Annotated in this window: 15 protein-coding genes; 8 read left to right on the plus strand and 7 right to left on the minus strand. The window is 63.3% G+C overall.

The genetic code is table 11. From position 1 onward, the window contains the following. Nucleotide 1: 1 nt before the first annotated feature. The 4 genes from JWU58_RS18090 to JWU58_RS18105 form a co-directional block, all read right to left on the minus strand. Nucleotides 2–7,825 carry a non-ribosomal peptide synthetase gene (locus JWU58_RS18090; protein WP_206420713.1) on the minus strand — a complete coding sequence of 2,608 codons (7,824 nt, stop codon included), beginning with the start codon at nt 7,823–7,825 and terminating at the stop codon, nt 2–4. Then, complete coding sequence (locus tag JWU58_RS18095) at nt 7,822–11,223, minus strand: non-ribosomal peptide synthetase (protein WP_206420714.1); 3,402 nt, start codon at nt 11,221–11,223, stop codon at nt 7,822–7,824. Before JWU58_RS18095 ends, JWU58_RS18090 begins: the two co-directional genes overlap by 4 nt. Nucleotides 11,224–11,410: 187 nt before the next feature. Then, nucleotides 11,411–12,394: a TauD/TfdA family dioxygenase gene (locus JWU58_RS18100; protein WP_024012352.1), complete on the minus strand. Its 984-nt coding sequence runs from the start codon at nt 12,392–12,394 to the stop codon at nt 11,411–11,413. 35 nt (nt 12,395–12,429) lie between these two features. Next, complete coding sequence (locus JWU58_RS18105) at nt 12,430–13,170, minus strand: thioesterase II family protein (RefSeq protein ID WP_073474043.1); 741 nt, start codon at nt 13,168–13,170, stop codon at nt 12,430–12,432. 136 nt (nt 13,171–13,306) lie between these two features. Here JWU58_RS18105 and JWU58_RS18110 point away from each other — a divergent pair, with 136 nt between their 5' ends. Beyond that, nucleotides 13,307–14,440 carry a cupin-like domain-containing protein gene (locus JWU58_RS18110; protein WP_206420715.1) on the plus strand — a complete coding sequence of 378 codons (1,134 nt, stop codon included), beginning with the start codon at nt 13,307–13,309 and terminating at the stop codon, nt 14,438–14,440. Nucleotides 14,441–14,551: 111 nt separating this feature from the next. Here the strand turns inward: JWU58_RS18110 and JWU58_RS18115 are convergent, their stop codons facing one another. Next, the gene (locus tag JWU58_RS18115; protein WP_206420716.1) at nt 14,552–15,724 is read right to left on the minus strand and encodes an MFS transporter; all 1,173 of its coding nucleotides are present in this window, start codon (nt 15,722–15,724) and stop codon (nt 14,552–14,554) included. 244 nt (nt 15,725–15,968) lie between these two features. On the opposite strand from JWU58_RS18115, the gene JWU58_RS18120 reads away from it, so the two are divergent. From JWU58_RS18120 to JWU58_RS18135, 4 genes are all read left to right on the plus strand, one after another. Continuing rightward, entirely contained in the window at nt 15,969–16,973 is a 1,005-nt protein-coding gene (locus tag JWU58_RS18120) for a family 2 encapsulin nanocompartment cargo protein terpene cyclase (RefSeq protein WP_206420717.1), read from the plus strand. Between the two features lie 90 nt (nt 16,974–17,063). Continuing rightward, a complete protein-coding gene (locus tag JWU58_RS18125) occupies nt 17,064–17,864 on the plus strand; it encodes a glucose 1-dehydrogenase (protein WP_206420718.1) in 801 nt (266 codons plus the stop codon). Beyond that, nucleotides 17,857–19,683: a glycoside hydrolase family 15 protein gene (locus tag JWU58_RS18130; protein ID WP_024012347.1), complete on the plus strand. Its 1,827-nt coding sequence runs from the start codon at nt 17,857–17,859 to the stop codon at nt 19,681–19,683. Before JWU58_RS18125 ends, JWU58_RS18130 begins: the two co-directional genes overlap by 8 nt. Nucleotides 19,684–19,993: 310 nt before the next feature. After that, nucleotides 19,994–20,383, plus strand: coding sequence for a hypothetical protein (locus JWU58_RS18135; protein ID WP_197892035.1), 390 nt, complete (start codon nt 19,994–19,996; stop codon nt 20,381–20,383). Here JWU58_RS18135 and JWU58_RS18140 read toward each other — a convergent pair. Continuing rightward, nucleotides 20,355–20,963: a hypothetical protein gene (locus tag JWU58_RS18140; protein ID WP_223630136.1), complete on the minus strand. Its 609-nt coding sequence runs from the start codon at nt 20,961–20,963 to the stop codon at nt 20,355–20,357. The genes JWU58_RS18135 and JWU58_RS18140 overlap by 29 nt on opposite strands. Nucleotides 20,964–21,077: 114 nt before the next feature. On the opposite strand from JWU58_RS18140, the gene JWU58_RS18145 reads away from it, so the two are divergent. Then, nucleotides 21,078–21,965: an alpha/beta fold hydrolase gene (locus JWU58_RS18145; protein ID WP_206420719.1), complete on the plus strand. Its 888-nt coding sequence runs from the start codon at nt 21,078–21,080 to the stop codon at nt 21,963–21,965. Here JWU58_RS18145 and JWU58_RS18150 read toward each other — a convergent pair. Then, complete coding sequence (locus JWU58_RS18150; protein ID WP_110601400.1) at nt 21,934–22,917, minus strand: GlxA family transcriptional regulator; 984 nt, start codon at nt 22,915–22,917, stop codon at nt 21,934–21,936. The two genes, JWU58_RS18145 and JWU58_RS18150, sit on opposite strands and share 32 nt — an antisense overlap. Nucleotides 22,918–23,006: 89 nt before the next feature. On the opposite strand from JWU58_RS18150, the gene inhA reads away from it, so the two are divergent. Together inhA and JWU58_RS18160 are read left to right on the plus strand one after the other, a co-directional pair. Next, a complete protein-coding gene (inhA, locus tag JWU58_RS18155) occupies nt 23,007–23,693 on the plus strand; it encodes an isonitrile hydratase (RefSeq protein WP_206420720.1) in 687 nt (228 codons plus the stop codon). 249 nt (nt 23,694–23,942) lie between these two features. Continuing rightward, on the plus strand, nt 23,943–24,734 hold the full coding sequence (locus JWU58_RS18160; RefSeq protein ID WP_122602430.1) for a CPBP family intramembrane glutamic endopeptidase: 792 nt from the start codon (nt 23,943–23,945) through the stop codon (nt 24,732–24,734). Nucleotides 24,735–24,776 lie beyond the last annotated feature (42 nt).

The raw sequence follows: 24,776 nt of genomic DNA on the forward strand, positions 1-24,776 counted from the left end.
CTCAAGAAATCAGTTTTTCCAGATCATCGAGGGATAGACGTTTGAGGGCCTCCAGTGATTTAGCCAATTCATCCTGAACGGGCGACATTTCGACGCGCAGGGCTTCGATCCGCGCGCAGAAATCCTTGAGCGTGTCGGTCTCGAACAACGCCTTGAGCGGCACCTTGTCGCCCAGACGTTCCTGCACCCGGGTCACCACCAATGTCGCCAGCAACGAATGGCCGCCGAGCTGGAAGAAATTGTCCGCCAGCCCTACCCGCTCGACCTCCAGCACTTCCTGCCAGATCGTCGCGACCTCCCATTGCAGATCGCTTTGCGGCGCCAGGTATTGCTCCTGCGTCGGGCTCTCGCCCAACGCCATCAGCGCCTTGCGATCGAGCTTGCCGTTGGGCGTCAGCGGGATCGCGTCGATCAGGTGCAGATGCCCCGGCACCATGTGCGCCGGCAAGCGGCTGGCCAAGGCATTGCGCACCCGCTCGGCCAGCGTCGACCGCTCGCTGTCCGGTGCGGCGACGAGGTAGGCATGCAGGTGTTTGCCTGCGGCGCCGTCCTGCGCCAGTACCACCGCCTCACGGATATCGTCGAGTTCCAGCAGGCGTGCTTCGATCTCGCTGAGTTCGATGCGGAAGCCGCGAATCTTCACCTGATGGTCGGCGCGACCGATGTACTCGATGTTGCCCTCATCGCCCTGGCGCACCAGATCGCCGGTGCGGTACAGGCGCTCGCCATTGCTCGCGTAAGGATTCGGCACAAAGCGTTCGGCGGTCAGCGCGGCGCGGCGCAGATAGCCGCGCGTCACCCCGGCACCCGCCAGGTACAGCTCGGCCGCCACGCCCTCGGGCGGCACCTGCAACTGACTGTCGAGCAGGTACGCCACGGTGTTGTCCAGCGGCCGGCCAATGTTCGCCCGCCCCTGCGGCGTGCGCAGGGTGAAGGTTGAATAAGTGGTGTCCTCCGACGGCCCGTAAAGATCGTAGACCTGCTGCACCTGAGTGCTGGCGTAGAGGCTGTCGACCAGACCCTGCTTGAGCGGTTCGCCGGCCAGATTGATGGTGCCGACCGACGACGGAATCTGCCCGGCCCGTTGCAACGCGGCGATCGCCGACGGCACGCTGTTGATCAGCGTTACCTCATCGCGCGCCGGCAAATCCGCCAGCGCCAGGGCGTTGTCGGCCAGCACCAGGCAGCCTCCGCAGGCCAGCGTGACGAAGATTTCCCACACCGAGAGATCGAAGCAGATCGAGGTCGAGGCCAGCACGCCGCGCAATTGTTCTTCGCGATAGACCCCAGCCGACCATTGAATCAGCGCCGATAGATTGCCGTGGCTGATTGCTACGCCTTTCGGTTTGCCGGTGGAGCCGGAGGTGTAGATCACGTACGCCAGATTTTCAGCCGCGAGGTTAACCAGCGGCGCAGTGGCCGGGTATTCGCTGGCGACGTTCTCGTCCACCAGCAGCACCTGCGCACTCAAGGTTTCGGGCAGCATCGCCAATGCCGCTGGCTCAGTGAGCAGCACCGCCGCGCGGCTGTCGTCGAGCATGTGCAGCAAGCGTTCCTGCGGGTAATCCGGATCGAGCGGTACGTAGGCGCCACCGGCCTTGAGGATCGCCAGCAAGCCGACCAGCATCTGCGGCGTGCGGCGCATGCACACACCGACGCGCACTTCCGGCCCGACGCCCATGCCTTGCAGCTTGTGCGCCAGACGATTGGCCCTGGTATCGAGGTTTTGGTAAGCGATGGACTGCTTAGCGAACAGCACCGCGTTCGCCTGTGGCTGTCGCTGCACCTGCGCGGCGATGTGCGCCAGCACCGTGCGTTGATCCGGCGTGGTAACCGGCGCCTTGCCCCACTCGATCGCTTGTTGCTGTTGTGGCTCGGCGAGCAGTTGCAGCGCGCCCAGCGGCTGCGTGGCGTCGGCGAGGAACTGCTCGAGCAGGCCTTGCAACTGCGCACTCAACACACTGATCGCTGGAGCGTCGAAACTGGCCTGATCGTAACTCACGCCCAGACTCAGCTCGCGGCCGGTGACCGCGACCAGCGTCAGCGGATAGTTGGTCTGCTCCTGCCGGCGGATTGCCGAGAACTTCAGGCCCGTCTCAGGGCCCTGCGCCAGTGCTTCAGCCATCGGATAGTTTTCGAACACCAGAATACTGTCGAACAACGCCCCGGCACCCGTGCCGGCCCAGCGCTGAATGTCATACAGCGGCGTATGTTCGTGCTCGCGCAAGGCCAGGTTGAGGTCTTGCACCTGTTGCAGCCATTGGCTGACGCCGATCTCCGGCGATGGCGCCGCCACCACCGGCAAGGTGTTGATGAACAGGCCAATCTGCTGCTCGACACCCGGCAAATCGGTTGGCCGTCCGGCGACCGTCGCGCCAAACGCCACGTGATCCTGGCCCGTATAACGCTGCAACAGCAGCAGCCACGCCGCTTGCACCAGTGTGTTGAGGGTGACTTTCTGCTCGCGGGCGAAGCGGTTCAGTTCGGCGGTCAGCGGTTCGCTGAACACATGCTCGTGATCGGCATAGCCGCTGGCGGCGTGCCTGACCGGTATGGCGCTGGCCAGTCGCGTCGGCTGTTCAAGGTCCGCCAGCGCCGCAATCCAGAACTGTCGACTGGCCTGCTGATCACGCTGGCCGAGCCATTCGATGTAATCGCGATAACGCCCCTGCCCTGCGCTCGGCGCGATGCCGGCGTAGCGTTGCAGCACTTCGCCGAACAACTGCGAAGTGCTCCAGCCGTCCATGAGGATGTGATGGCAGGTGTAGATCAGGTGATGAGTGTGCTCAGCGGTGCGCACCAACGTCACGCGCAACAGCGGTGCGTCGAGCAGATCGAAGCTGTTATGCAGATCTTCAGTGGCGAGATGATCAAGTGCTGAATCAAGGCCGGTGCGACCGCGCCAGTCCTGCACCTGCCACGGCATCTGCACACGGCTGCGCACCACTTGCACCGGCGCGGCGGCATCCTGCGGCCAGACGAACGCCGTACGCAGAATATCGTGGGCTTCGAGGGTCTGCTGCCAGGCTTGGCGGAAGCGCTCGGCGTCGAGCTGCTCGACGTCGACGCGCAGCTGATTGGTGTAGGCCGGGCTGTCCGGCTCGTTACGGCTGTGGAACAGAATGCCTTGCTGCATCGGCGACAGCGGGTACAGATCGACGATGTCACGCGGCGCCATCGGCAATGCCGACAGCTGCGCCTGGGTCAGGTTGGCGAGGTTGAAATCCGAGGGTGTCACGCCACCTGCGCCGCTCGCGCAGCAATGTTCGATCAGGCGTTGCAGTTCGCAGCGATAAGCCTCGGCCAGCGCCTCGATGGTCTCGGCGCGGTACATGCCGCTGCCGAAGGTCCAGGTCAGTTCCAGCTCACCGCCGAGAACCTGTCCGTCGACGCTCAGCCAATTGCCCAGCGGCGCTTGCCCATCCTGATTGGCGCCGGTGCAGTCAGCGCTTGGCACGAACAACGCGCCCTGCTCGGCGCTGAACGCGCCGTCGAACTGACCGAGGTAATTGAAGGTCACCCGTGGTTGCGCCAGCGTCTGCAACTCGGCAGCACGCGTGAGGTAACGCAGCACGCCATAACCGATGCCTTTGCCCGGCACGGCGCGCAGTTGCTCCTTGATCGCGCACAGCGACGCAGCGGGATTGGCCTGCGGAGTCAGGCGCACCGGGAACAGGCTGCTGAACCAGCCGACCGTGCGGCTCAGGTCGATGTCGTCGAACAGGTCTTCACGACCATGGCCTTCGAGCTGGATCAACACCGACGGCTGCTCGCTCCAGTCACACAGCACCCGCGCCAAAGCCGTCAGCAACAGGTCGTTGATCTGCGTGCGGTACGCCGCCGGGGCGACTTTCAGCAGCTTGTCGGTCAATGTCTGGCTCAGGCGCGTACTGGCGCGGGCGGCCTGGGCGCGGGTCTGGCTGTCCACGGCGAAATCTTGTGGCAGTGCCGCGTCTTCCGCCGCCAGGGTCTGGCGCCAATAATCGCGTTCGCCGGCAAGCGCTTCACTCTGCGCATAACGATGCAACTGCTCGGCCCAGTTGTGCAGCGAACTGCTCTGGCCTGGCAACACCGCCGCCGTCCCCGCCGCCAATGCCTGGTAAGCCTGCTGCAAGTCCTCCAGCAGAATGCGCCACGACACGCCGTCGACCACCAGGTGATGAATCACCAGCAACAAACGCTGCTCGGCATTCGGCAGAGTGACCAGCACCGCGCGCAGCAAATGCCCGCGTTGCAGGTCCAGGCTGCGCTGCGCCGCGTCGGCCACGGCCGGCAAGGCATCGAGACTGTCCAGTTCGCGCAGCCAAAGCAGTTCGGCATCGCGCTGAGCCTGCGGCCACGCCTGCCAGCTATCGCCCGACTGCACAAAGCTCAAGGCCAGCGCTTCGTGCTGCTCGACCAACGCCGCCAGCGCCTCACGCAAATGTACGACGTCCAACGCCAGGGTCGGTTGCAACATCACCGCCTGGTTCCAGTGCTGGCGCTGGGCAATCGGCGTCTCGAAGAAGCGCATCTGGATCGGCAGCAACGGCAACGGCCCGCGTGCCACTGGTGCCGCGACGGCAGCCGGTTTGGCTTCGATCAGTTTGGCCACAGCAGCCAGTTGGCCGATGGTCTGTTTTTCGAACAACTGCTTGGGGCTGAGCTTGATGCCCTGGCGCTTGGCCCGGGCGATGATCTGCAAGCTGAGGATCGAGTCGCCACCCAGCTCGAAGAAGTTATCGCTGCTGCCAACCCTTTCGAGCTTGAGCACTTCGGCCCAGATCGCCGCCAGTTTCTCCTCGATCTCACCGACCGGCGCGACGAACTGCTGGCTGACCACGCCGGGCACTGGCAAGGCACGCTTGTCGAGCTTGCCGTTGGCAGTCAGCGGCAGCTTTTCCAGCAACAGCAACTGCGCCGGCACCATGTAATCCGGCAGCCGCGCCTGCAACTGCTCGCGCAGTTCCTGCGCCTGCACCTTCGCGCCCACCGCCGGCACGCACCATGCCAGGAGTTGCAGGCGCGCCGGGTCGTCATCCAGTGGCAGCGCGAGCACGGCGGCTTCGCTGACGCCATCGAGGCTGAGCAACACCCGCGCGACTTCCGCAGGCTCCACACGGTAGCCGCGCACTTTGACCTGATCGTCGGCACGACCGATGAATTCCAGCGCCTGCTCGCGATTGCGCCGGACCCGGTCGCCACTGCGGTACACCCGCGCGCCGGGGTTCCCAAACGGATCAGGCAGGAAACGCTCAGCGGTGAGCCCCGGCTGATTCAGGTAGCCCAGGGCAACGCTGTCGCCGCCGATGTACAACTCACCGGCAACCTGATCAGCTACCGGGTTGAGCACATCGTCGAGCACATAGACATGGGCTCCGACCAGCGCTGTGCCGATCGGAACACTGCGCGCCTGGGCGGCGAGTTCTTCGACCTCGTGGGTCAGCACGCCCACGGTGGTTTCGCTCGGGCCATAGTGGTTGATCAGACGACAGCCCGGTTTCAGTTGCTGCACGCGCTCGACCAGCGCCGGCGAACAGGCTTCGCCGCCGACGATCAGCGCGTGTTCCGGCAGCACATCGGCAGGCTTGGCCGCCTGCAACAGCGCGGCGAGATGTCCGGGGACGATTTTCAGCACGCCAACGCGATGGCAGGCCATGTATTCGGCAAAGCGGTCCGGGTCGAAGCCGAGTTCTTCCGGCAGCACATGCAGCAGTCGGCCCGAGCACAACGCACCGAACAGCACGGTGAAGCCAAGGTCAGCGGCGATGGTCGAGACCAGCGCCATGCTCGCCTCGGGCGCTGGCGCGAGACGCTCGAGTACACCGCGCACATAACTGCCCAGCGCGCCGTGGCTGACCAGCACGCCCTTGGGTTGCCCTGTGGAACCGGAGGTGTGAATCACGTAGGCCGGCGACTGCGCATACAGCGTCAGCTCAGGCGCGGACGTCGGCAGTGACTGCCATTGTCCCGGCGCAAACTCCAGACCCTGACAGCCCTCACCCGCCAATTCGCCGAGCCGTGCGTCGCCTTCAGCACCGATCAGCGCCCGCGCCTGCGCAGCGCCGAGCATCTGTTGCAGGCGCGTGCTCGGCGCCTTGACGTCGAGCGGCATGTACACCGCGCCAGCCTTGAGAATCGCCAACAGGCAAGTCAGCCAGTCCAGCGAACGTTCCAGCAGCACCGCCACCGGGTCGCCGACATCGACGCCCTGCGCACGCAAATAATGGGCGAGACGATTGGCCTCCTCATCCAGCGCCTGGAACTTCATTGTCTTCTGCAAATCACGAGCCGCCACCGCCTGCGGCTGCCGAGCCACTTCACGCGCCCAGTGTTGCAACACCGTCAACGCCGGTTCGCGTTGGCTGGCAAGCGCAGCAGGCGGTGGTGTGGCAACCGTGTGCAGTGGCGCCTGCGGCGAGTCGAGCAACTGGGTAAACAGATCCAGCAACATCTGCACAAAACCGGCGACCGTTTCCGCCCGATAGAGATCGCTGGCGTAGGTCATCTGGCCGTGGATCAGCGCGCCGTCGTCGGTGATATCCAAGGCCAGATCGAAGTGCGTGCCGTCCTTGGCCAGCGGGTATTCGCCGACGGTCAGGCCGGGCAAGGCCATCGAGCGTTGTTTCTGCATGCCGACGTTCTGGTTGAACTTGGCCTGGAACAGCGGGTTGTGGCCCAGGGTGCGTTCGGCGACCAATTCGTCGACGAGTTGCTCGAACGGCAACTCCTGATGTGCCTGTGCGCCGAACGCCGCTTCACGCACCTGCGCGAGCAAATCGGCGAAACTGCCGCGCTCATCGACCTGGCAACGCAGCACCTGGGTGTTGACGAAGAAACCGATCAGTCCCTCGACTTCGGCGCGGCCACGGTTGGCATTCGGCACGCCGACACGAATGTCGCGCTCGCCGGCCAGACGCGAAAGGAACAGCGAGAACCCGGCCAGCACCAGCATGAACAGGCTGATGCCCTGGCTGCGCGCGAAGGCATTGAGCTGCTGCGAAAGGTCAGCACCGAAATCGAAACTCAGGGTCTGTCCTGCAAAGCTTTGCGTCAGCGGTCGGGCAAAGTCCGGCGCCACTTCCAGCAGCGGATGTTCGTCGCCCAATTGCTGACGCCAGTAGTCGAGCTGGCGCTCGCCCTCGCCGGCCTCCAGCCAGCGCCGCTGCCAGATCGCATAGTCGGCGTACTGCAACGGCAGCGCCGGCAATTGCGGCTCGCGCTGCAGGCTGAACGCCTGATAGCACTGGACGAATTCCTTGACCATGACGTCCATCGACCAGCCATCGGAGACGATGTGGTGCATGCTCACCACCAGCACGAACTCATCGTCGGCCAGGGCAAACAGGCTCGCGCGCAACAGCGGGCCATGGCGCAGATCGAACGGTTGCGCGGTGACGTCTTGCACGTGTTGCGCGAGCAGTTCTTCGCGCTCTTGCGCGGCGGTGCCGGTCAGATCGAAGCGTTGCAGCGCAATACTTTGTTGCTCGAGAATCAGCTGATGCGCTTGATCGCCGTCGGTGTGAAACACCGTGCGCAACACTTCATGGCGCGCCAGCAGATGATCGAACGAGCGGCTCAGGGCCGACTCATCCAGCCGGCCTTTCAGACGCAAGCCAGCGGCCATATTGTATGCGGCGCTGTGCGGTTCCAGTTGCCAGAGAAACAGCAGGCGCTGCTGGGCGAACGACAGGGGAATCTGCGCGCAGTCGTGGCGGCTGACCGGCAGCGGCAACAGGCTGAAATCCTTGCCCTCCTCGCGCAGCTTGGCGAGAAACAGCCGACGCTGTTCCAGCGGCAGGCCGACGAACCTTTTTGCAATACGTTCCGCCATCGTGCCGCTCATACTTCTACTCCTTGCAAAGCATTCATGAACTGATCCAGGTCGGACCAGTCGTCGTCGCCGCTCGTCTCGGCCAGTTGCCCGAGCACCTCGGCGAGATCCGCCAGCAGCGGTTTTTCGAACAGGCTGCGCAGCGGCAGCACCACGCCCATCTGCTCCTTGACCCGGGCAATCACCTGCGCGGCCAGCAACGAATGGCCGCCCAGTTCAAAAAAGTGATCGTCCAGGCCCACACGCGGCACGTGCAGCACCTCGGCCCAGACCTGCGCCAGACACTGCTCGGCCGGCGATTGCGGAGCGCGGTAATCGCCCTGCAACTGCGCCGGATCCGGCGTCGGCAAGGCCTTGCGGTCGAGCTTGCCGCTCGGCGTCAGCGGCAGGTCCGCCAGCAACAGCAGATGCCCCGGCACCATGTAATCCGGCAGGCTGGCTTGCAGCGCCGCGCGGGTCTGCTGACGGAACGCCGTTTGCGTTGCCGCGCTGGCAAGCACCGCAGGTTCTGTCACCACGTAGGCGACCAGTTGCGCTCCACCCGCGAATGGCACCGCCAGCACCACTGCCTCGCGAACGCGCGGACATTGCTGCAGGCGCGATTCGATCTCGCCCAGTTCGATGCGAAAGCCGCGAATCTTCACTTGATGATCGACCCGGCCGACATATTCCAGCGCGCCATCGCCGCGCAGCCGCGCACGGTCGCCGGTGCGGTACAGGCGCTGGCCATCGGCGAAAGGGTCGGCGATGAACCGCTCGGCGCTGAGGCTCGGCTGACGGTGATAACCGCGCGCCAGCCCCGGCCCACCGAGGTACAACTCGCCCACCGCACCTTGCGGCAGCAGGTTCAGATCATCGTCGAGCACGTACAGACGCCGCGCTGCCAGTGCGTGGCCGATCGGCATGCCGCGCCACGACACGTCTTGGGCGGTCAGCGCGGTGCAGTCATGAATCGTCGAGACCACCGTTGCCTCGGTCGGGCCGTAGGTGTTGAGCAGGCGCACATGGCCGAGCCCGGCCTGTTGCCACAAGCGCAAACCATCCACCGCCATGGCTTCGCCGCCGACGTGAATCTGCCGCAGCGCGCCGAAACTGGCCGGCGGTTTCGCCGCATATTCCTGCACCAGCCAATACCAGTAGGCCGCCGGCAGGTCGGCCAGAGTGATGCCCTGATCGATGATCACCTGATGCAGCGTCGCGCTGTCCCACAACGGCGCATCGCGCATGACTACGCTGGCGCCATGGCACAGCGGCGGGAAAAACTGCTCGACGAAGCCATCGAAACTGCTGGTGGCGAATTGCAGAACCCGGTCGCCTTCGCGTAGATCGCTGTAGTCGATGGCGCGGGCGATGAACTCGCTCAGCGCGCCATGACTGACCGCCACGCCTTTCGGCCGCCCGGTGGAGCCAGAGGTGTAGATCACGTAAGCAAGGTTGTCGGCTTCGACCGTGACCGGCAGGTTGTCGCTCTGCTCGCTGGCGGGCAATTGCTCCAGACATAGGCACTCGATGCCGTCGAGCGGCGGCAGGCTGGCGAGGCTTTGCTGGTCGCCGAGCAACAGTTTCAGGCCGCTGTCAGCGAGCACGTGGCGTAAACGCTCGGCCGGGGTTTGCGGATCCAGCGGCACATAGGCACCGCCAGCCTTGAGCACCGCCAGCAGCGCCACAGCCAGTTCCAGTGAACGTCCCAGCGCGACGCCGACCAGCACGTCCGGGCCGACACCCTGCGCGCGCAACTGATGGGCCAAGCGATTGCTTCGAGCGTTGAGTTCGTCGTAGCTGAATGCCGGCGCAGGCGCTGTGGCCAACAGCACCGCCGGCGCTTGCGCAGTCCGTGCGACTTGCGCTTCGAACAGGCTTTGCACGCTAGTGAAACGAGGCGCTGGCGCGGTGGCCTGGATCAACCCGTGGCGTTCGCTGTCGGCGAGCATCGCCACTTCGCCGATCAACTGCTGCGGATTACGGCACACCGACTGGAGAATGTTGCGCCAATGCCCGGCCAGCGCGGCGATGGTTGAAGCATCAAAAATATCCGTGGCGTAAGTGAAGGCAGCAAACAGTTGCTCGCCCTCCTCGCGGGTGTCGAGCATCAGGTCACTGGTGGCCGCGTGTTGCCGAGCGCTGCCAGCCAGTTGCTCTTCGCTCAGATATCCCACGCGCAAGCCTGAAGCGAGTTGCGCCTGATGCAAATCGGTAACCAGCGGCTGGTGGTTGAACATCACTTGAAACAGCGGATTGTGGCTTTGGCTGCGCGCCGGTTGCAGGGCTTCGATCAGGGCGTCGAACGGCAGATCCTGATGGGCCTGAGCACCCAGTGCAGCCTGGCGCAGGCTCTGCAGCAGCTCGGCGAATGGCGTTTGTGCAGTGACCGCGCTGCGCAGGATCTGCGTGTTGACGAAGAAGCCGATCAGGCCCTCGGTTTCACTGCGGGTGCGGTTGGCGATCAGCCCGCCGACACGAATATCGGTCTGGCCGCTGTAGCGATGCAACAGGGTCTTGAACGCCGCCAGCAGCACCACGAACAACGTCACGCCCTGACGCTGGGCAAGGTTTTTCAGTTCTTCGCGCAGGGCCGCGTCGATCACCGTTTCCAGACGTGCGCCTTGATGGCTGGCTTGCGCCGGATAAGCGCGGTCAGTGGGCAATTCCAGCACGGGATGTTCGTCGCCCAGTTGCGTGCGCCAGTAGTCCAGTTGCCGCTCGCGCTCACCGGCCTCCAGCCAGCTGCGCTGCCACAGTGCGTAGTCGCGGTAATGCACGGTCAACGGCACCAGCGTCGGTTCACGCCCGGCCACCAGCGCGTCATAGGTGCGCATGAATTCGTCGATCAGAATGTTCATCGACCAGCCGTCGGCGATGATGTGATGCAGGGTCAGCAGCAACACATGTTCCTGCGCGGCCAGGCGCAACAGCCGCAGACTCAGCAGCGGGCCGTTCTGCAGGTCGAAGGCCTGGGTCGCCTCGGCCATCATGTGCTGCTGAGCCAGCGGCCAGCGCTGGGCTTGGGGCAACTCGCTCAGGTCAGTCACGGGCAACTTCAGTGGCTTTGGTTCGGCCACACGCTGGAAGGCCCGCTCGCCGTCCTGGCCGAAGGAGGTGCGCAAACATTCGTGGCGCGCCGCCAGACGGCTGAAGGCTTGCTCCAATGCTTCGACTTGCAGATCGCCATCCAGACGCACCGCCATCGGCAGGTTGTAGGCGGCGCTGGTCGGCTCCAGTTGCCAGAGAAACCACATGCGCTGCTGCGCGTAAGACAAGCCGTCACGCTCGGCGATGCCGTCGCAGGCGGTCATGGGCAACTGCGCAAAATCGATGCCCTCGCGGGCCATGCCGGCGAGGAACAGACGGCGTTTGTCCTGGGGCAATTCGATAAAGCGGCGGGCTAGTTTCTGTGCGTCTGCGGCATTCATGCGTGGAGTCCTTGCTGATCGGCGGCGTGACCTGGAGACCCGGTCGTATCAACAAGAACGAATGGCCGGCGCGATGATTTAGCGCGCCAGCGGCAATCACGGCCCGACGGTACAAAGGCCAGATAGACAAATGCCGAAGCCGGTACAGGCCCGGATTCGGCATTTGAGTTGAAGGGTTGCGAACAGGTCAGCGCACGTCCTGCGAATGCCCCTCGGCCATCGCCACGATGACTTTGCGCGGCCCTTCGAACGGTGAGCGCGCGTGAGCCGAGAGCATGTTGTCGAGCATCAGCACATCGCCCTCCTGCCAAGGGAAACTGATCGCACAGTCGTCGAGCACCGCACGAATCTGCGCCAGCACCTCGTCTTCGATCGGCGAGCCGTCGCCGTAATAGACGTTACGCGGCAGGTCCTCTTCGTCAACGATGTCGAGCAGGCTTTCGCGCACGTCCGCTGGCAGGTTGGAGATGTGAAACAGGTGCGCCTGATTGAACCAGACGTGGTCGCCGGTCACCGGGTGCACCGCAACCGCCTGACAGGTCTGCCGCGTGCGCAGCTCACCGTCGTCCTTCCATTCGCAGACAATGCCGTGGGCCTTGCAGTAGGCCTCGACGACTTCGCGGTCTTCGGTGTTGAACACGTCTTCCCAAGCGACATCGAGGCCATTGCCGAAGTTGCGCACGTACATCAGGCCTTTGCTGACGAACCGCTCGCGGATCGCCACCGGGATGCGCCGGTAGACTTCGCGGCTGTCGGCAATCGGCGTCTCGCCGCCGGACCTGGCGGCGATCATGCTGTAGAACCAGATCTTCATCGGCCAGTCGCGGGAATAGGCCTGCTCGTTGTGCAGCGGAATGCTCTGGTGCGCCGGGTATTCGGTGGAGGTGTATACGCCTTGGGTGACGTTGGTACGCGGCGTCGAGCCGAACTCGTAGTTCAGCAGCGGATGGCCGAAACTCGCGGCGAACTGGCGGAACTGCTCGGCGCCATCGAGGCGAAAACCGCGAAATAGCACACCACCGTCGCGCAGCAAATGCTCGTCGACCAAGGCCTTCAATTCATCGAATACCGCCAACAGATCGGTGTCGGCATCGCCCGCCTCGACCAACAGCGGCAAACGTCCGCGCTGCGGCAGCAACGGCCGCACGGAAAACCCCAGAGCAACAGCCATGACTGGCCTCCTGAAAATGATAGATGAGGCGCGTCTCAGAACGCCGGTTGCGCCGCCTGCGCAAGGCGTCGGTGATGCACTTCCAGATGGGTCTTGATCGTGCGAATGACCCGCGCTTCGTGCTCATGAATGAAGAAATGCCCGCCGGTCATCATGTCCACCGAGAAACTGCCCAGGGTCTCTTTGCTCCAGCCGATCAGTTGTTCGGTGGTGGCGCGGTCTTCCTTGCCACCGAGCACGTGCACCGGGCAATTGAGCAAGGGCCGCTCGGCAGGCGTGAAGCGCCCGCACATCATGAAATCGGCGCGCAGCACCGGCAGGGTCAGACTCATCAATTCCTCATTGGCGAGGATTTCTTCGCTGGTGCCCTGAAAGGTGCGCAACTGTTCGATGAGCTCTTCATCGCTGCGCGGTTCGGCAAAGCCGCGGTCGTAATCGCTGCGCATGGACGGCGCAGCGGTGCCGGAGGCGAACAGCGCCAGCGGCTCCGGCACACCCGACTCGCGAAAGGCATGGGCCAGTTCGCAGGCGAGCAACGCACCGAGGCTATGCCCGAACAACGCATACGGGCCTTGCAGCCCCGACTTGTGCTCGCGCGCCAGTTGCCGCGCCAGTGCGCGCATGTCGGTTTGCAGCGGTTCATCGAACCGCGTGCCACGCCCCGGCAGTTCCACCGGTTGCAATTGCAGCCACGTCGGCAGTTGACGCCGCCAGCGGCTGTAAACCATGGCGCTGGCGCCCGAGTAGGGCAGGCACAGCAATGTCAGCTTGGTCACCGCGCTTTCCTTGAAAAATGTGTCTGCAAGAAAGACGGATCACTGGCCGGACAAATTAGTCGCCCGGTCGCTAAATTCCCTCGCCAGCCGCTCGTTGCCTGTTCAGGAAAAAAACACCAATCGCGAGGGAATCACCGTGGACCTGCAGAGCATTCTGGGCAAGTTGTTCGCCAACGCCGGCGCGGTCGGCATCGAGGGGGTTTTCCAGTTCATTTTCAGTGGGCAGCAGGCGTACTGGTACGACATCAAGACCAGTCCGCGCACGGAAGTCGGGCGCCACCCAAGGCCGGACGTGACCATTGAAGTGGCGCAAAAGGACTTCCTCGGGATCATGGCCGGCGTGGTCAACGTCGAGGAACTGTTCGCCAGCGGGCGCCTGAAGATCGGCGGCAACATGGGCCTGGCGACGATGTTGCCGCAGATCATCGACCACGCTCGCCAGGGTGGCGGCACGGTGGAAAAGGTCGACATGAACAAGCGCTACCCGACGCCGCCACGCTTCAGCGAAAAGCTCACTGCCGCGCTGCCTCGCCAGACCAGCGTCGAACGCCGTGCGCGCGCCGAGTTGAGCCGGCACGAATTCGAAACCCGTTATCTGCCCAACGGCATTCCGCTGGTGATCAGCAATGCCCTGCACGACTGGCCACTGTTCAGCCTCAGCCGCGAGGAATCGCTGGTGCATTTCGCTGAACTGCAAGGCATCACCCGCCATGGCGATTACGTGAAGAAGACCTTTTCCACCGAGCGTGATTTCCGCTCGACCTCAATGGCCGAGTTCATCGCCTCGCTGGACAGCCCGGCGGTCAAGGGCGCGGACGGCGAGCCGCCGGCGTACATGGGCAACAACATCCTGCCCGCGCAGTTGTTGCAACAGATCCAGTACCCGCCCTACTTCGACACGTCGCTGTTCATTCCGCCACGTATCTGGATCGGCCCCAAGGGCACGCTGACGCCGTTGCACCGCGATGACACCGACAACCTCTTCGCCCAGGTTTGGGGCCAGAAAAAATTCACCCTCGCCGCGCCGCATCACCGCGAGGCACTGGGCACTTGGTCGACCGCGCCCAAGGGAGGTCTGGATGGCTGCGATTTCAACCCGGACGCGCCGGACTATGAACGCTTCCCGGCAGCGCGGGAGGTGACGTTTTTGCGGGTAACGCTGGAGGCTGGGGACCTGCTGTTTTTGCCAGAGGGCTGGTTCCATCAGGTGGAATCGGTGTCGACGTCGCTATCCGTCAACTTCTGGATCAACTCAGGACGAGGCTGGTAGCACCGCAAAATAACTGTGGGAGCGAGCCTGCTCGCGAATGCGTTGTATCAGGTATGAAGATATTTACTGACACACCGCCTTCGCGAGCAGGCTCGCTCCCACAGTGGAATTTCATTTCAAGTGACGGAAACTTTGAAACGCTGAAACCAGCACCACCGCCCCCGCCGCAATCGCCAGCCAGAAGCCGCTGCGCGCGCCAAACGCATCCACCAGCGCGCCGGAACCGGCGGCACCGATCGCCACGCCGATGCTCAGCCCGGTCACCAGCCAGGTCAGGCCTTCAGTCAGTTTGGCCGGCGGCACGATGCGTTCGATCAGCGCCATCGCCACAATCAGCGTCGGTGAAAAGAACAGCCCGGCGATAAATACCGCGATCGACAAGCCAAGGATGTTGCTCGCCAAAAGCAGCGGCAGCGTGGTCACCGCCGTCGCCACGCCGCCGTAGAGAAACAGGCGCGGCAACGGCAGTTTCGAACGCATCGCACCGAAGGCGATGCCGGCCAGGCATGAGCCGATCGCGTATACCGACAAAACAATACTCGCCGCTGCCGGCTGGCCCTGATGTTGAGCGAAAGCGACGCTGACCACATCGATGACCCCGACGATCACGCCCATCGCCAGCATCAACGCCAGCAGCCATTGCACGTCAGTCGAGCGAATGATCGAACCCTGATGCTGCGACTCCTGCGCGTGCACGGGCGGCTCGGTGCTGCGCTGGGCGACAAACGCCGTCACGCCGATGGCCAGGGCCAACAGCGCCGCCAGCGGCCCGGCCTCGGGAAACACCGCAACGGACAGCCCCACCGACAGCGGCGGCCCGACGATAAAACACACCTCGTCGAGCACCGACTCCAGCGCATACGCCGTCTGCAATTGCGGCTGGCCCCGGTAGATTTCGGTCCAGCGCGCCCGCACCATCGCCGACATGCTCGGCATGCACCCGGCCAGCGCGGCGAAGACGAACAACGTCCAGTCCGGCGCCTGCAAACGCGTGCACAGCAGCAACATCAATAACCCGCCGCCACCGGTCAGCGCTGAGATTGGCAGCACCCGCCCCTGCCCATAACGGTCCACCAGCCGCGATACCTGCGGCGCGCAAAACGCCGTGGCCAAGGCAAACGTCGCCGCCACCGCACCCGCCAGCGCATAACCGCGGTTCAACTGCGCAAGCATGGTGATCAGGCCGATGCCGGTCATCGAAATCGGCATGCGCGCCAGCATCCCGGCCAGTACAAAAGCACGGGCGCCGGGGGCGGTGAACAATTCGCGGTAGGGATTTGCCATCGATTGCAGCCTCATCAGGGGCGGCCAAGTTGCCATAGCCTTGAATGCCGTGGAAGCGCGCAATTGTTAGCGGTCTGTGAAGGCCACTGAGCTTTCCAGCGCTGAACGACGATGACCATTGGTCGAAAACCCACGCTGACCTGTCAGACCTGACAGGTGTGGTCCCTTGCCTTTTGCGCTCTGATGAGGCCGTGGACCTTCATGTGTCACCGTGAACCCTGCAAACGCACTCAGGAGTCTCGCCATGGACGAATCGTCAATGTTCGTCTCACCCGAAGCGGAAAAAGTGCCCTGGGCCGTCCCCGCCCTGTATGGCCTGGCGCCCTTTCGCAACAACGCCGCGCTGGCAGACGAGGTGGATGATCGGCTGATGCCGTGGATCGAGCAGGTGGGGATTTTCCCGGGTCGGCACGACAAGGTCCGCGCCATGGGTTTCGGGCGCTTCGCCATGCTGTGTCATACCGACACCGATGAGCCCGATCGGCTGTTGCTCGCGGCGCAATGTTTCGCCGCATTGTTCGCCGTGGACGACTACTACTGCGACGATGAGCGAACCGGGTCCGAACCCAGAATGGTCGGGCCGCGCCTTTCCCTGGCGCTGGCGGCGCTGGAACCGGTTTACCTGAGCGCACGGTTCCGCCCTGAGCTCGAGCAGGCCTTGAGCGGCGATCCGGTGCTGGTCGCGCTGCGTGTCTATCTGAGGCGGGTCGAGACTTTCGCGACCGCGGCGCAGGTTGCCCGCGTACGCCATGAAATCATTGCCATGTTCGTCACCATGACCGCCGAAGCGGCCTGGCGTATCGAAGGGCTCACGCCCGCGCTCTGGGAATATCTGGCTCAGCGTCAGGTCAACAGTTTCCTGCCGTGCCTGTCGCTGATCGACATCATCGGCGGGTATGAATTGCCCGCCAACGAATACAGCGCACCTGAGGTGCGGCGCGTCACGGCGCTGGCCGCCAGCGCCACGATCATTGCCAATGATCTGTTTTCCGCGCTGAAGGAACAGCAGGCCGGTATCGGCGATTTCAACCTGCCTTTGTTGCTGATCCAAGAACAGGGCTGCTCCCCCGCGCAGGCCATGGCGCAAAGTGCTGCCGTTCACGATGACATCATGCATCTGTATGAGGCGGCAGAACGGGCGGTATTGCCGCACGCCTCGCAGCTACTCCAACGCTACCTGCGCGGACTCAAGAGCTGGCTGGCCGGCAACGTCGAATGGCACCGCAGCAGTGGCCGCTATCAGGTCTGAAGCTGGCGAACTTTTCATGGTTGCAGATGAACTCTCGCCACGGGCCATCAGTCAGCTACTTAAGTCTCTGGAACCAAGGCGCGAATCGTCATGCAGATTTCCCTCGCTCATCAGGTGGCGCTGGTCACGGGTGCCAGCTCCGGCATCGGCCATGCCGCCGCTAAAGCACTGGCCGCCGCCGGCGCTGCGGTCGTGATCAACTACAACAGCAGCGCCAAACCCGCCGAAGAACTGGCTGCACAGATCAACGCCGAAGGCGGCAAGGCCCTCGCCATCGGCGCCGATGTCTCGAAGGAAGAAGAGGTCGAAAGGCTGTTCGCCAAGACCGTCGAAGCCTTCGGCTCGCTGGACATTCTCGTCGCCAATTCCGGCCTGCAAAAAGACGCTGCCGCCGTGGACATGACCCTCGACGACTGGAACACGGTAATCGGCGTCAACCTCACCGGGCAGTTCCTCTGCGCGCGGGCGGCGTTGCGGATTTTCCAGCGTCAGGGCGTGCGCGAAGGCGTGTCGCGCGCGGCGGGCAAGATCATTCACATGAGTTCGGTGCATCAGCGCATTCCATGGGCCGGGCATGTCAATTACGCGGCATCGAAGGGCGGCGTCGATCAGTTGATGCAGAGCCTCGCCCAGGAAGTCAGCCACCAGCGCATCCGTATCAACAGCATTGCGCCCGGTGCGATCAGCACGGCCATCAACACAGAAGCCACTGAAGGCGCGGCCGGCGAAAAACTTCTTGAGCTGATTCCCTATGGACGCATTGGCGATGTCGAGGATGTTGCCAACGCAGTGGTTTTCCTCGCTTCCGACCTGTCCGATTACATCGTCGGCACCACCCTGTTCATCGATGGCGGGATGAGCCTCTATCCGGAGTTTCGCGGCAATGGCTGAGCCTGAAATGGAACAACAAAGTCCCATCGGTGCCCACGGCATCATCGGCGACATGCGCAGCGCCGCACTGGTCAACGACAAGGGGAGCGTGGATTTTTTCTGCTGGCCGGAGTTCGACAGCCCGACGATCTTCTGCTCGCTGCTCGACACCCCTGAAGCAGGGATTTTCCAGCTCGCGCCGGACTTGCCGGATGCACGCCGGGAACAGATTTATCTGCCCGACACCAACGTCTTGCAGACCCGTTGGCTGAGCGAACACGCGGTGGTGGAAATCACCGATCTGCTGCCCATCGGTGACGATGTCGACGCCCTGCCCCTGCTGATGCGCCGGGTGCGCGTGGTCAGCGGCTCGGCGACGTTCAACCTGCGTTGCGCGGTGCGCCACGACTATGGTCGCGCCGACACCCGGGCAGAGATGGACGCACAGGACGTGACGTTCCACGCCGCTGGCCAGCCGTCGATACGCCTGGCTTCAGATCAGGCACTGCAGATCGACGCGCAAGCGGCCGTCGCGCAATTCACCCTCGAGCACAATGAAACCGCCGCATTCATGCTCGGTGGCAGCGACGACCCACGCTTTGCCGAAGGCGCCGCCGAATTGTGCATGGAGCGCACCCTCAAATACTGGCGTGGCTGGATCGGCCAATCCAACTATCGCGGGCGCTGGCGGGAAATCGTCAATCGCTCCGCCCTCGCCCTGAAACTGCTGACCTCACGCCGCCACGGTGCAATCCTCGCCGCTGCCACTTTCGGCCTGCCGGAAACTCCCGGCGGCGAGCGCAATTGGGATTACCGCTACACGTGGATCCGCGATGCTTCGTTCACCGTTTACGCGTTCATGCGCCTGGGCTTCGTCGATGAGGCCAACCACTACATGCAATGGCTGCGCGGACGGGTCAGCGATTGCTGTGGCAAACCGATGAAACTCAACATCCTCTATGCCATCGACGGCCAGCAGGAATTGCCGGAAACCGAACTCGCGCACCTGTCCGGCCACGGCGGCGCGCAACCGGTGCGCATTGGCAACGGCGCTTATGATCAGATCCAGCTGGATATCTTCGGCGAGCTGATGGATGCGGTGTATCTGGTCAACAAATACGGTGACGCCATTTCCCACGAAGGCTGGCGGCACGTTGGCGAGGTGGTCGATCAGGTCTGCGAGACGTGGCAGAGCGAAGATGTCGGCATCTGGGAAATGCGCGGCGAGACTCATCACTTCCTGCACTCGCGGCTGATGTGCTGGGTGGCGCTGGACCGGGCGATCCGCCTGGCTTCCAAGCGTTCGCTGCCGGCACCGTTCGCCCGTTGGGACCAGACCCGACAAGCGATCTACACCGACATCTGGGACAACTTCTGGGATGAAGAACGCGGGCACTTCGTCCAGTACAAGGGCGGCACCGCGCTGGACGGCTCGATGCTGCTGATGCCGCTGGTGCGCTTCGTCAGCGCCAAGGATCCGCGCTGGCTGTCGACTCTGGAAGCGATCGAAAAAACCCTGGTGCGCGACGGCATGGTCTATCGCTATCGCAACGAAGACGCCAACATCGATGGCCTCAGCGGCACCGAAGGCGCGTTCGCCGCGTGCTCGTTCTGGTATGTCGAATGCCTGGCCCGCGCCGGGCAGGTGGAAAAAGCCCACTTGGAGTTCGAGCAATTGCTGCGATATGCCAATCCGCTTGGGCTGTACGCCGAAGAGTTCGACAGCCATGGCCGGCATCTGGGCAACACGCCGCAAGCGCTGACGCATCTGGCGTTGATCAGTGCGGCGAGTTTTCTCGATCGAAAATTGAGTGGCGAAAAGAGCTCCTGGCAGCCCTAGCGCTGACCGTTTTTTCGCCAGCGCTTGTCAGACCGATCCCTGATCGACAGGTATGTTTCCACAACGGGCCTGCATGCCAGACAACTGGCTCAGGCCCATCCCCGTCGTCGAACCCGTGCGCCGTTTACGTCTGGCGACAGTCTGTGTAAAAACCGCGTCTCAAAAACTACTCACGTCACGTTGAAACACTTCGCGCAACGTACGCTTACACGCCGAAATACCTTGTTGCCAGCCGAAACATCCCCCCCTACCATCCAACGCAACGGGCACAGCGGAGCTGTCCAACCACCCCCGAATTCAAGGAAGCGGAATGCCTCACCACGTCCAGCGCAACATCGACTCCCCTCCTCGCACCGGGCTGAGCCGCACCCAGCTCTGGGAAGCCGCCGACAAGGGCTTGATCAAATGCTGGGAAATCGGCCGCCAGCGCGCCGAACGCTTTCCCGAACTGGCCCGGCGCTGCCTGGCCGGCGAATTGCCGGTGCTTGGCTGGAAGGGTGGCGTCAGTCGCAGCCTGAAGAAAAACGAGAAATACGGCTCACTGAAATATCTGGCGCAGTGGCAGGGACTGCGTGGCGAAGATCTGGATATCGATCTGGCGCAGGAGCGTGCGCTGACGTGCTCACGGACGAAGATGAAGGTGACGTTTACGCCGGATCGGACGAAGTATTTCAATCAGATCGCGGAGCTTGAGGCTTAGCCGTGCGGAAGTCCGGGCGGTAGCAATCCGGGTACAGGGCACAGACGCCGTACTGGGCGTCCAGATCGGCCATGTGCTGGTAGAACTGCTCGATTTCCCAAAACGTTTCATCCGCAACGGTCATCAGGTAGAAGTAACTGAGCTGATGGTCATTGGGCAGCACCAATGGAAACTCTGCCAGCGCGTCCATCCTCGGGGCATTGGCCAGCGCCGCGAGCATTGGCGTCGGTGCCAGGGATAATTGCTCGAAGTACTTCTGCTTGTATGCCGCCAGACCGATGGCTTCACCTTTTGCTCTGGCATCGATAAGTTGCGCAAGGTTTGCACGGCGCTGCTCCCAGTACGCCGCCGGCAGGTCTACATTCATTTGTTGCTTATGGCTGGCCAATGCCTCATCGGCGCTGAGCTGGCGTTGCGGTTCGCCCGGCACGGTGGCGGATCGTGCGTCCAACTCCTTGAAGGACAGCATGATCGTCGACTTGGCAAACATGCGCTCCATCAGTTCACGGCGCTGCGGGGTGTCCGGCAATGCCGGTGGCGGCGATGCGCAACCGGTCAGCATCACGACAAGTGCCAACATAACAAGCAGCGTTTTGAGTGACATGTATCGTCCTTGAAGCCAGTCGACAGAATGAGCTGCGCAGTCTATCCGATGGTCTAGGGTTTGGAAGACGTTTGCACGGAGTTGACAGTCATGATTCAGTCAGTCCTTACGCCTTTTCTGACCATTGCCTACGAACAGCATGGCCCGAACAACGGCGCCCCGGTGATTCTGCTCCACGGCTTCCCCTATTCCCCGCGCACCTTCGACGAAGTCGCCCCGGCGCTGGCCGCGCGAGGCTACCGCGTCATCGTGCCGTACTTGCGCGGTTACGGGCCGACCCGGTTCAACAGTGCGCAAACCCTGCGCTCCGGCCAGCAAGCTGCGATGGCGCAGGACTTGCTCGATCTGATGGATGCGCTGGGTATCGAACAGGCCATGCTTTGCGGGTATGACTGGGGCGGTCGGGCGGCGTGTATTGTCGCGGCGTTGTTTCCGGCGCGAGTGCGCGGGCTGGTCAGCGGCGACGGCTACCTCGTGCAGGACATCGCCCATGCGAAACAGCCGTTGGACCCCGAAGACGAGCATCGGCTCTGGTATCAGTACTACTTCCACACGCCCCGTGGCATCGAGGGCCTTAAGCAGAATCGCCGGGAGTTGTGTCAGTTGCTTTGGCGGCTGTGGTCACCGACATGGGCGCGAAAGGATGAACGCTACCCGCTGACCGCTGGCGCTTTTGATAATCCTGATTTTGTCGACGTGGTGATTCATTCCTATCGGCATCGCTTCGGCTACGCCCCGGGCGATCCAGCCCTGGAGTGGATGGAAGAAGCGCTGGCCACACAGCCGGTGATCAGCGTGCCGAGCATTTCGCTGTGCGGTGGCGATGATGGCGTCGGCCCGCCTTCGCTGATTGATGAAGATGCCGAGCATTTCAGCGGCTTTTATGAGCGGCGCGTGCTGGCGGGTGTCGGCCACAACATTCCCGAAGAAGCGCCGCAGGAAACCCTCAAGGCGATACTGGATCTGCTGCAACGCTGACCGAAAACCGCTCGCGATAAGCCTGCGGTGTCACGCCAATGGCACGGAGAAAACTGCGCCGCAACGTCTCTTCGCTGCCAAAGCCGCAATTGGCGGCGATGCGTTTCACCGGCAGGCCGGTATCGCTGAGCAGTCGTCGAGCGGTTTCCACGCGGATCAATTCGATCGCCCGCGCCGGGGTCTGGCCGGTGTCGGCGCGGTAGTGGCGGATGAAGCTGCGTTCGCTCATGCCGGCCTGTTCGGCGAGGGTCGGGATGCCGAGGTCGCAGGTCAGGTTTTCGGCGATCCAGGCGTGCAGTTCATCGAAGCGGTTGCCCTGTTGTTGCAGCGCCAGCGTCACGCTGAATTGCGACTGCCCGCCCGGGCGTTTCAGGAAGACGACCAGGTGCCGGGCGACGTCGAGGGCGATGTCGCGGCCGAGGTCTTCTTCGACCATGGCCAACGCCAGATCGATACCGGCCGTGACCCCGGCGGAAGTCCACACCGGGCCGTCGTTGATGAAAATCGGATTGGCTTCCACGTGCAGATTCGGATGCTGCGCGGCCAGTTGCTCGCAGCGCGTCCAGTGGGTGACCACGCGGCGGCCATCGAGCCAGCCGCTGGCGGCGAGCAGAAAGGCCCCGGTGCACACCGAAGCCACACGCCGGCAATGAGTGCCGTGCTCGCGCACCCAGTCGACCAGTTGCGAGTCTTCGGCGGCGGGATAAATGCCCCAGCCGCCGGCGATGATCAAGGTGTCGCTGGGCGTTTGTGGCAACGGTTCGGCGAGCACCGCCAACCCCGCCGATGACATCACCGCCCCGCCGCCGCTGGCGATCACGCTCGGCGCATAGGGCGTCGGCAAACCACGCTGGCGGGCCAGATCGTTGGCCGAGGCGAACACCTGCAACGGCCCGGTGACATCAAGAATCTGCATATTGGCAAACGCGAGGACGTGAATGGCTTTAGGCATTTGGCGTAATTCGTGGGGTGATTGGCGTATGCGCCAGAACCTACGCGCCTACAGTGCAGTCGTCCACTTCTTTCAACGGAGCAAGAACGATGACGCTGCAGATCGGTTTTCTGTTATTCCCGCAGGTTCAGCAACTCGACCTGACCGGCCCTTACGACGTACTCGCCTCGTTGCCCGGCGTGCAGGTGCACCTGATCTGGAAGGACCTGATGCCGGTGACGGCCAGCACCGGCCTGCTGCTGAAACCGACTACGACCTTTGAGGATTGCCCGGATCTGGACATAATCTGCGTGCCCGGCGGCAGTGGCGTCGGACCGCTGATGGAAGATCAGCAGACGCTGGATTTCATCAAACGCCAGGCCGCGCAGGCACGTTACGTGACCTCGGTGTGCACCGGCTCGCTGGTGCTCGGCGCGGCGGGTCTGTTGCAGGGCAAGCGCGCGACCACGCATTGGGCGTATCACCAGTTGCTGCCGACCCTGGGCGCGGTTGCGGTGAAGGATCGGGTGGTACGCGACGGCAATCTGTTTACCGGTGGCGGAATCACCGCTGGCATCGATTTCGCCTTGGTGCTGGCAGCGGAACTGGTCGATGCCGATACGGCGCAACTGGTGCAGTTGCAACTGGAATATGCCCCGGCACCGCCGTTCAACGCCGGCAGTCCGGAGGTGGCGCCAAGTGCGGTGGTCGAAGAGGCGCGGTTGCGCGCGGCGCCTTCGTTGAAATTGCGTACGGAGATTACCGAGCGCGCGGCGGCCAAACTGGGCCTGCGCTGATCTCCCAGCCAATCACAACCCTTGTAGGAGCTGCCGCAGGCTGCGATCTTTTGATCTGATCGTTCCCATGCTCTGCGTGGGAATGCAGCCGGGGACGCTCCGCGTCCCACAGCCTCAAGATCGCAGCCTTCGGCAGCTCCTACACGTCGATCCCAAGTTATTCGCCGCGCTTCTCACTCTCCTTCACTTGTCCCACCTCCCTCGCCCGTGTAGAAAGCCCCTTCCAGAAATCTCGCACAAGGACTTTCGATGAAGGCGCTGCCCTGGCTCTATCTCGCGCTGCTCGGCCTCGGCTACGGACTGGCCCTGAGCTACGGCCAGCTCGGTTGGCTGGCATTGATCTCCGTGGGGCTTTTGCTGTTCGCCGCGTTCGCCGTGCGTCAGCAAGAGGTGCCGTTCGCGCGTTGGCTCGGCCATGGCCTGTTCATCGTTCTGGCCGTGGCACTGGCGCTGCACTGGCTGCCGGGCTTCGCCAACGGCCGGGTGATCAATCCGCAACGTTTCACTGACAACGCCGTGCCGTTCGCGATGTACCTCAATCTCGACAAACCGCTGGTGGGCTTCTGGCTGCTGCTGGTCTGTCCATGGATTGTCGCGCGGCGTTCGTTGCGCCTGACGGTCTATGCCACTGCCCTCGCCCTGACGCTGTGCGCGATTCTCGCCCTTGGCGGCGCATTGTTGCTCGGCGTAATCGCCTGGGCGCCGAAGTGGCCGGATCAGGCTTGGCTGTGGGTACTGAACAACCTGCTGCTGGTGACGCTGGTCGAAGAAGCGCTGTTTCGCGGCTATATACAGGGCGGGCTGAGCCGTCGCTTCAAGCACCTGCCCTATGGCGACAACCTCGCGCTGCTGTTGGCCTCGCTGTTGTTTGGTCTGGTGCATGCCGGTGCTGGCTGGACCTGGGTGTTGCTGGCGGGACTGGCCGGGGTCGGCTATGGTCTGGCCTACCGTTTCGGCGGACTGGGCGCGGCGATCGCCACCCATTTCGGCCTGAATCTGTTGCACTTCGGCCTGTTCACCTATCCGATGCTGGCCAGTTGACGCAAGCGCGGTTTTGCGACGCCATACTTAAATCTGAAAAAA

It is taken from the genome of Pseudomonas atacamensis, assembly GCF_017167965.1.
Lineage (GTDB): Bacteria > Pseudomonadota > Gammaproteobacteria > Pseudomonadales > Pseudomonadaceae > Aquipseudomonas > Aquipseudomonas atacamensis.

What these genes read in the sequence shown, in the direction of transcription:
- JWU58_RS18090 (WP_206420713.1), bottom strand. Translation starts at nt 7,825, where the DNA reads ATGAGCGGCACGATGGCGGAACGTATTGCAAAAAGGTTCGTCGGCCTG.
- JWU58_RS18095 (WP_206420714.1), bottom strand. Translation starts at nt 11,223, where the DNA reads ATGAATGCCGCAGACGCACAGAAACTAGCCCGCCGCTTTATCGAATTG.
- JWU58_RS18100 (WP_024012352.1), bottom strand. Translation starts at nt 12,394, where the DNA reads ATGGCTGTTGCTCTGGGGTTTTCCGTGCGGCCGTTGCTGCCGCAGCGC.
- JWU58_RS18115 (WP_206420716.1), bottom strand. Translation starts at nt 15,724, where the DNA reads ATGGCAAATCCCTACCGCGAATTGTTCACCGCCCCCGGCGCCCGTGCT.
- JWU58_RS18120 (WP_206420717.1), top strand. Translation starts at nt 15,969, where the DNA reads ATGGACGAATCGTCAATGTTCGTCTCACCCGAAGCGGAAAAAGTGCCC.
- JWU58_RS18125 (WP_206420718.1), top strand. Translation starts at nt 17,064, where the DNA reads ATGCAGATTTCCCTCGCTCATCAGGTGGCGCTGGTCACGGGTGCCAGC.
- JWU58_RS18130 (WP_024012347.1), top strand. Translation starts at nt 17,857, where the DNA reads ATGGCTGAGCCTGAAATGGAACAACAAAGTCCCATCGGTGCCCACGGC.
- JWU58_RS18135 (WP_197892035.1), top strand. Translation starts at nt 19,994, where the DNA reads ATGCCTCACCACGTCCAGCGCAACATCGACTCCCCTCCTCGCACCGGG.
- JWU58_RS18140 (WP_223630136.1), bottom strand. Translation starts at nt 20,963, where the DNA reads ATGTTGGCACTTGTCGTGATGCTGACCGGTTGCGCATCGCCGCCACCG.
- JWU58_RS18145 (WP_206420719.1), top strand. Translation starts at nt 21,078, where the DNA reads ATGATTCAGTCAGTCCTTACGCCTTTTCTGACCATTGCCTACGAACAG.
- JWU58_RS18150 (WP_110601400.1), bottom strand. Translation starts at nt 22,917, where the DNA reads ATGCCTAAAGCCATTCACGTCCTCGCGTTTGCCAATATGCAGATTCTT.
- inhA (WP_206420720.1), top strand. Translation starts at nt 23,007, where the DNA reads ATGACGCTGCAGATCGGTTTTCTGTTATTCCCGCAGGTTCAGCAACTC.
- JWU58_RS18160 (WP_122602430.1), top strand. Translation starts at nt 23,943, where the DNA reads ATGAAGGCGCTGCCCTGGCTCTATCTCGCGCTGCTCGGCCTCGGCTAC.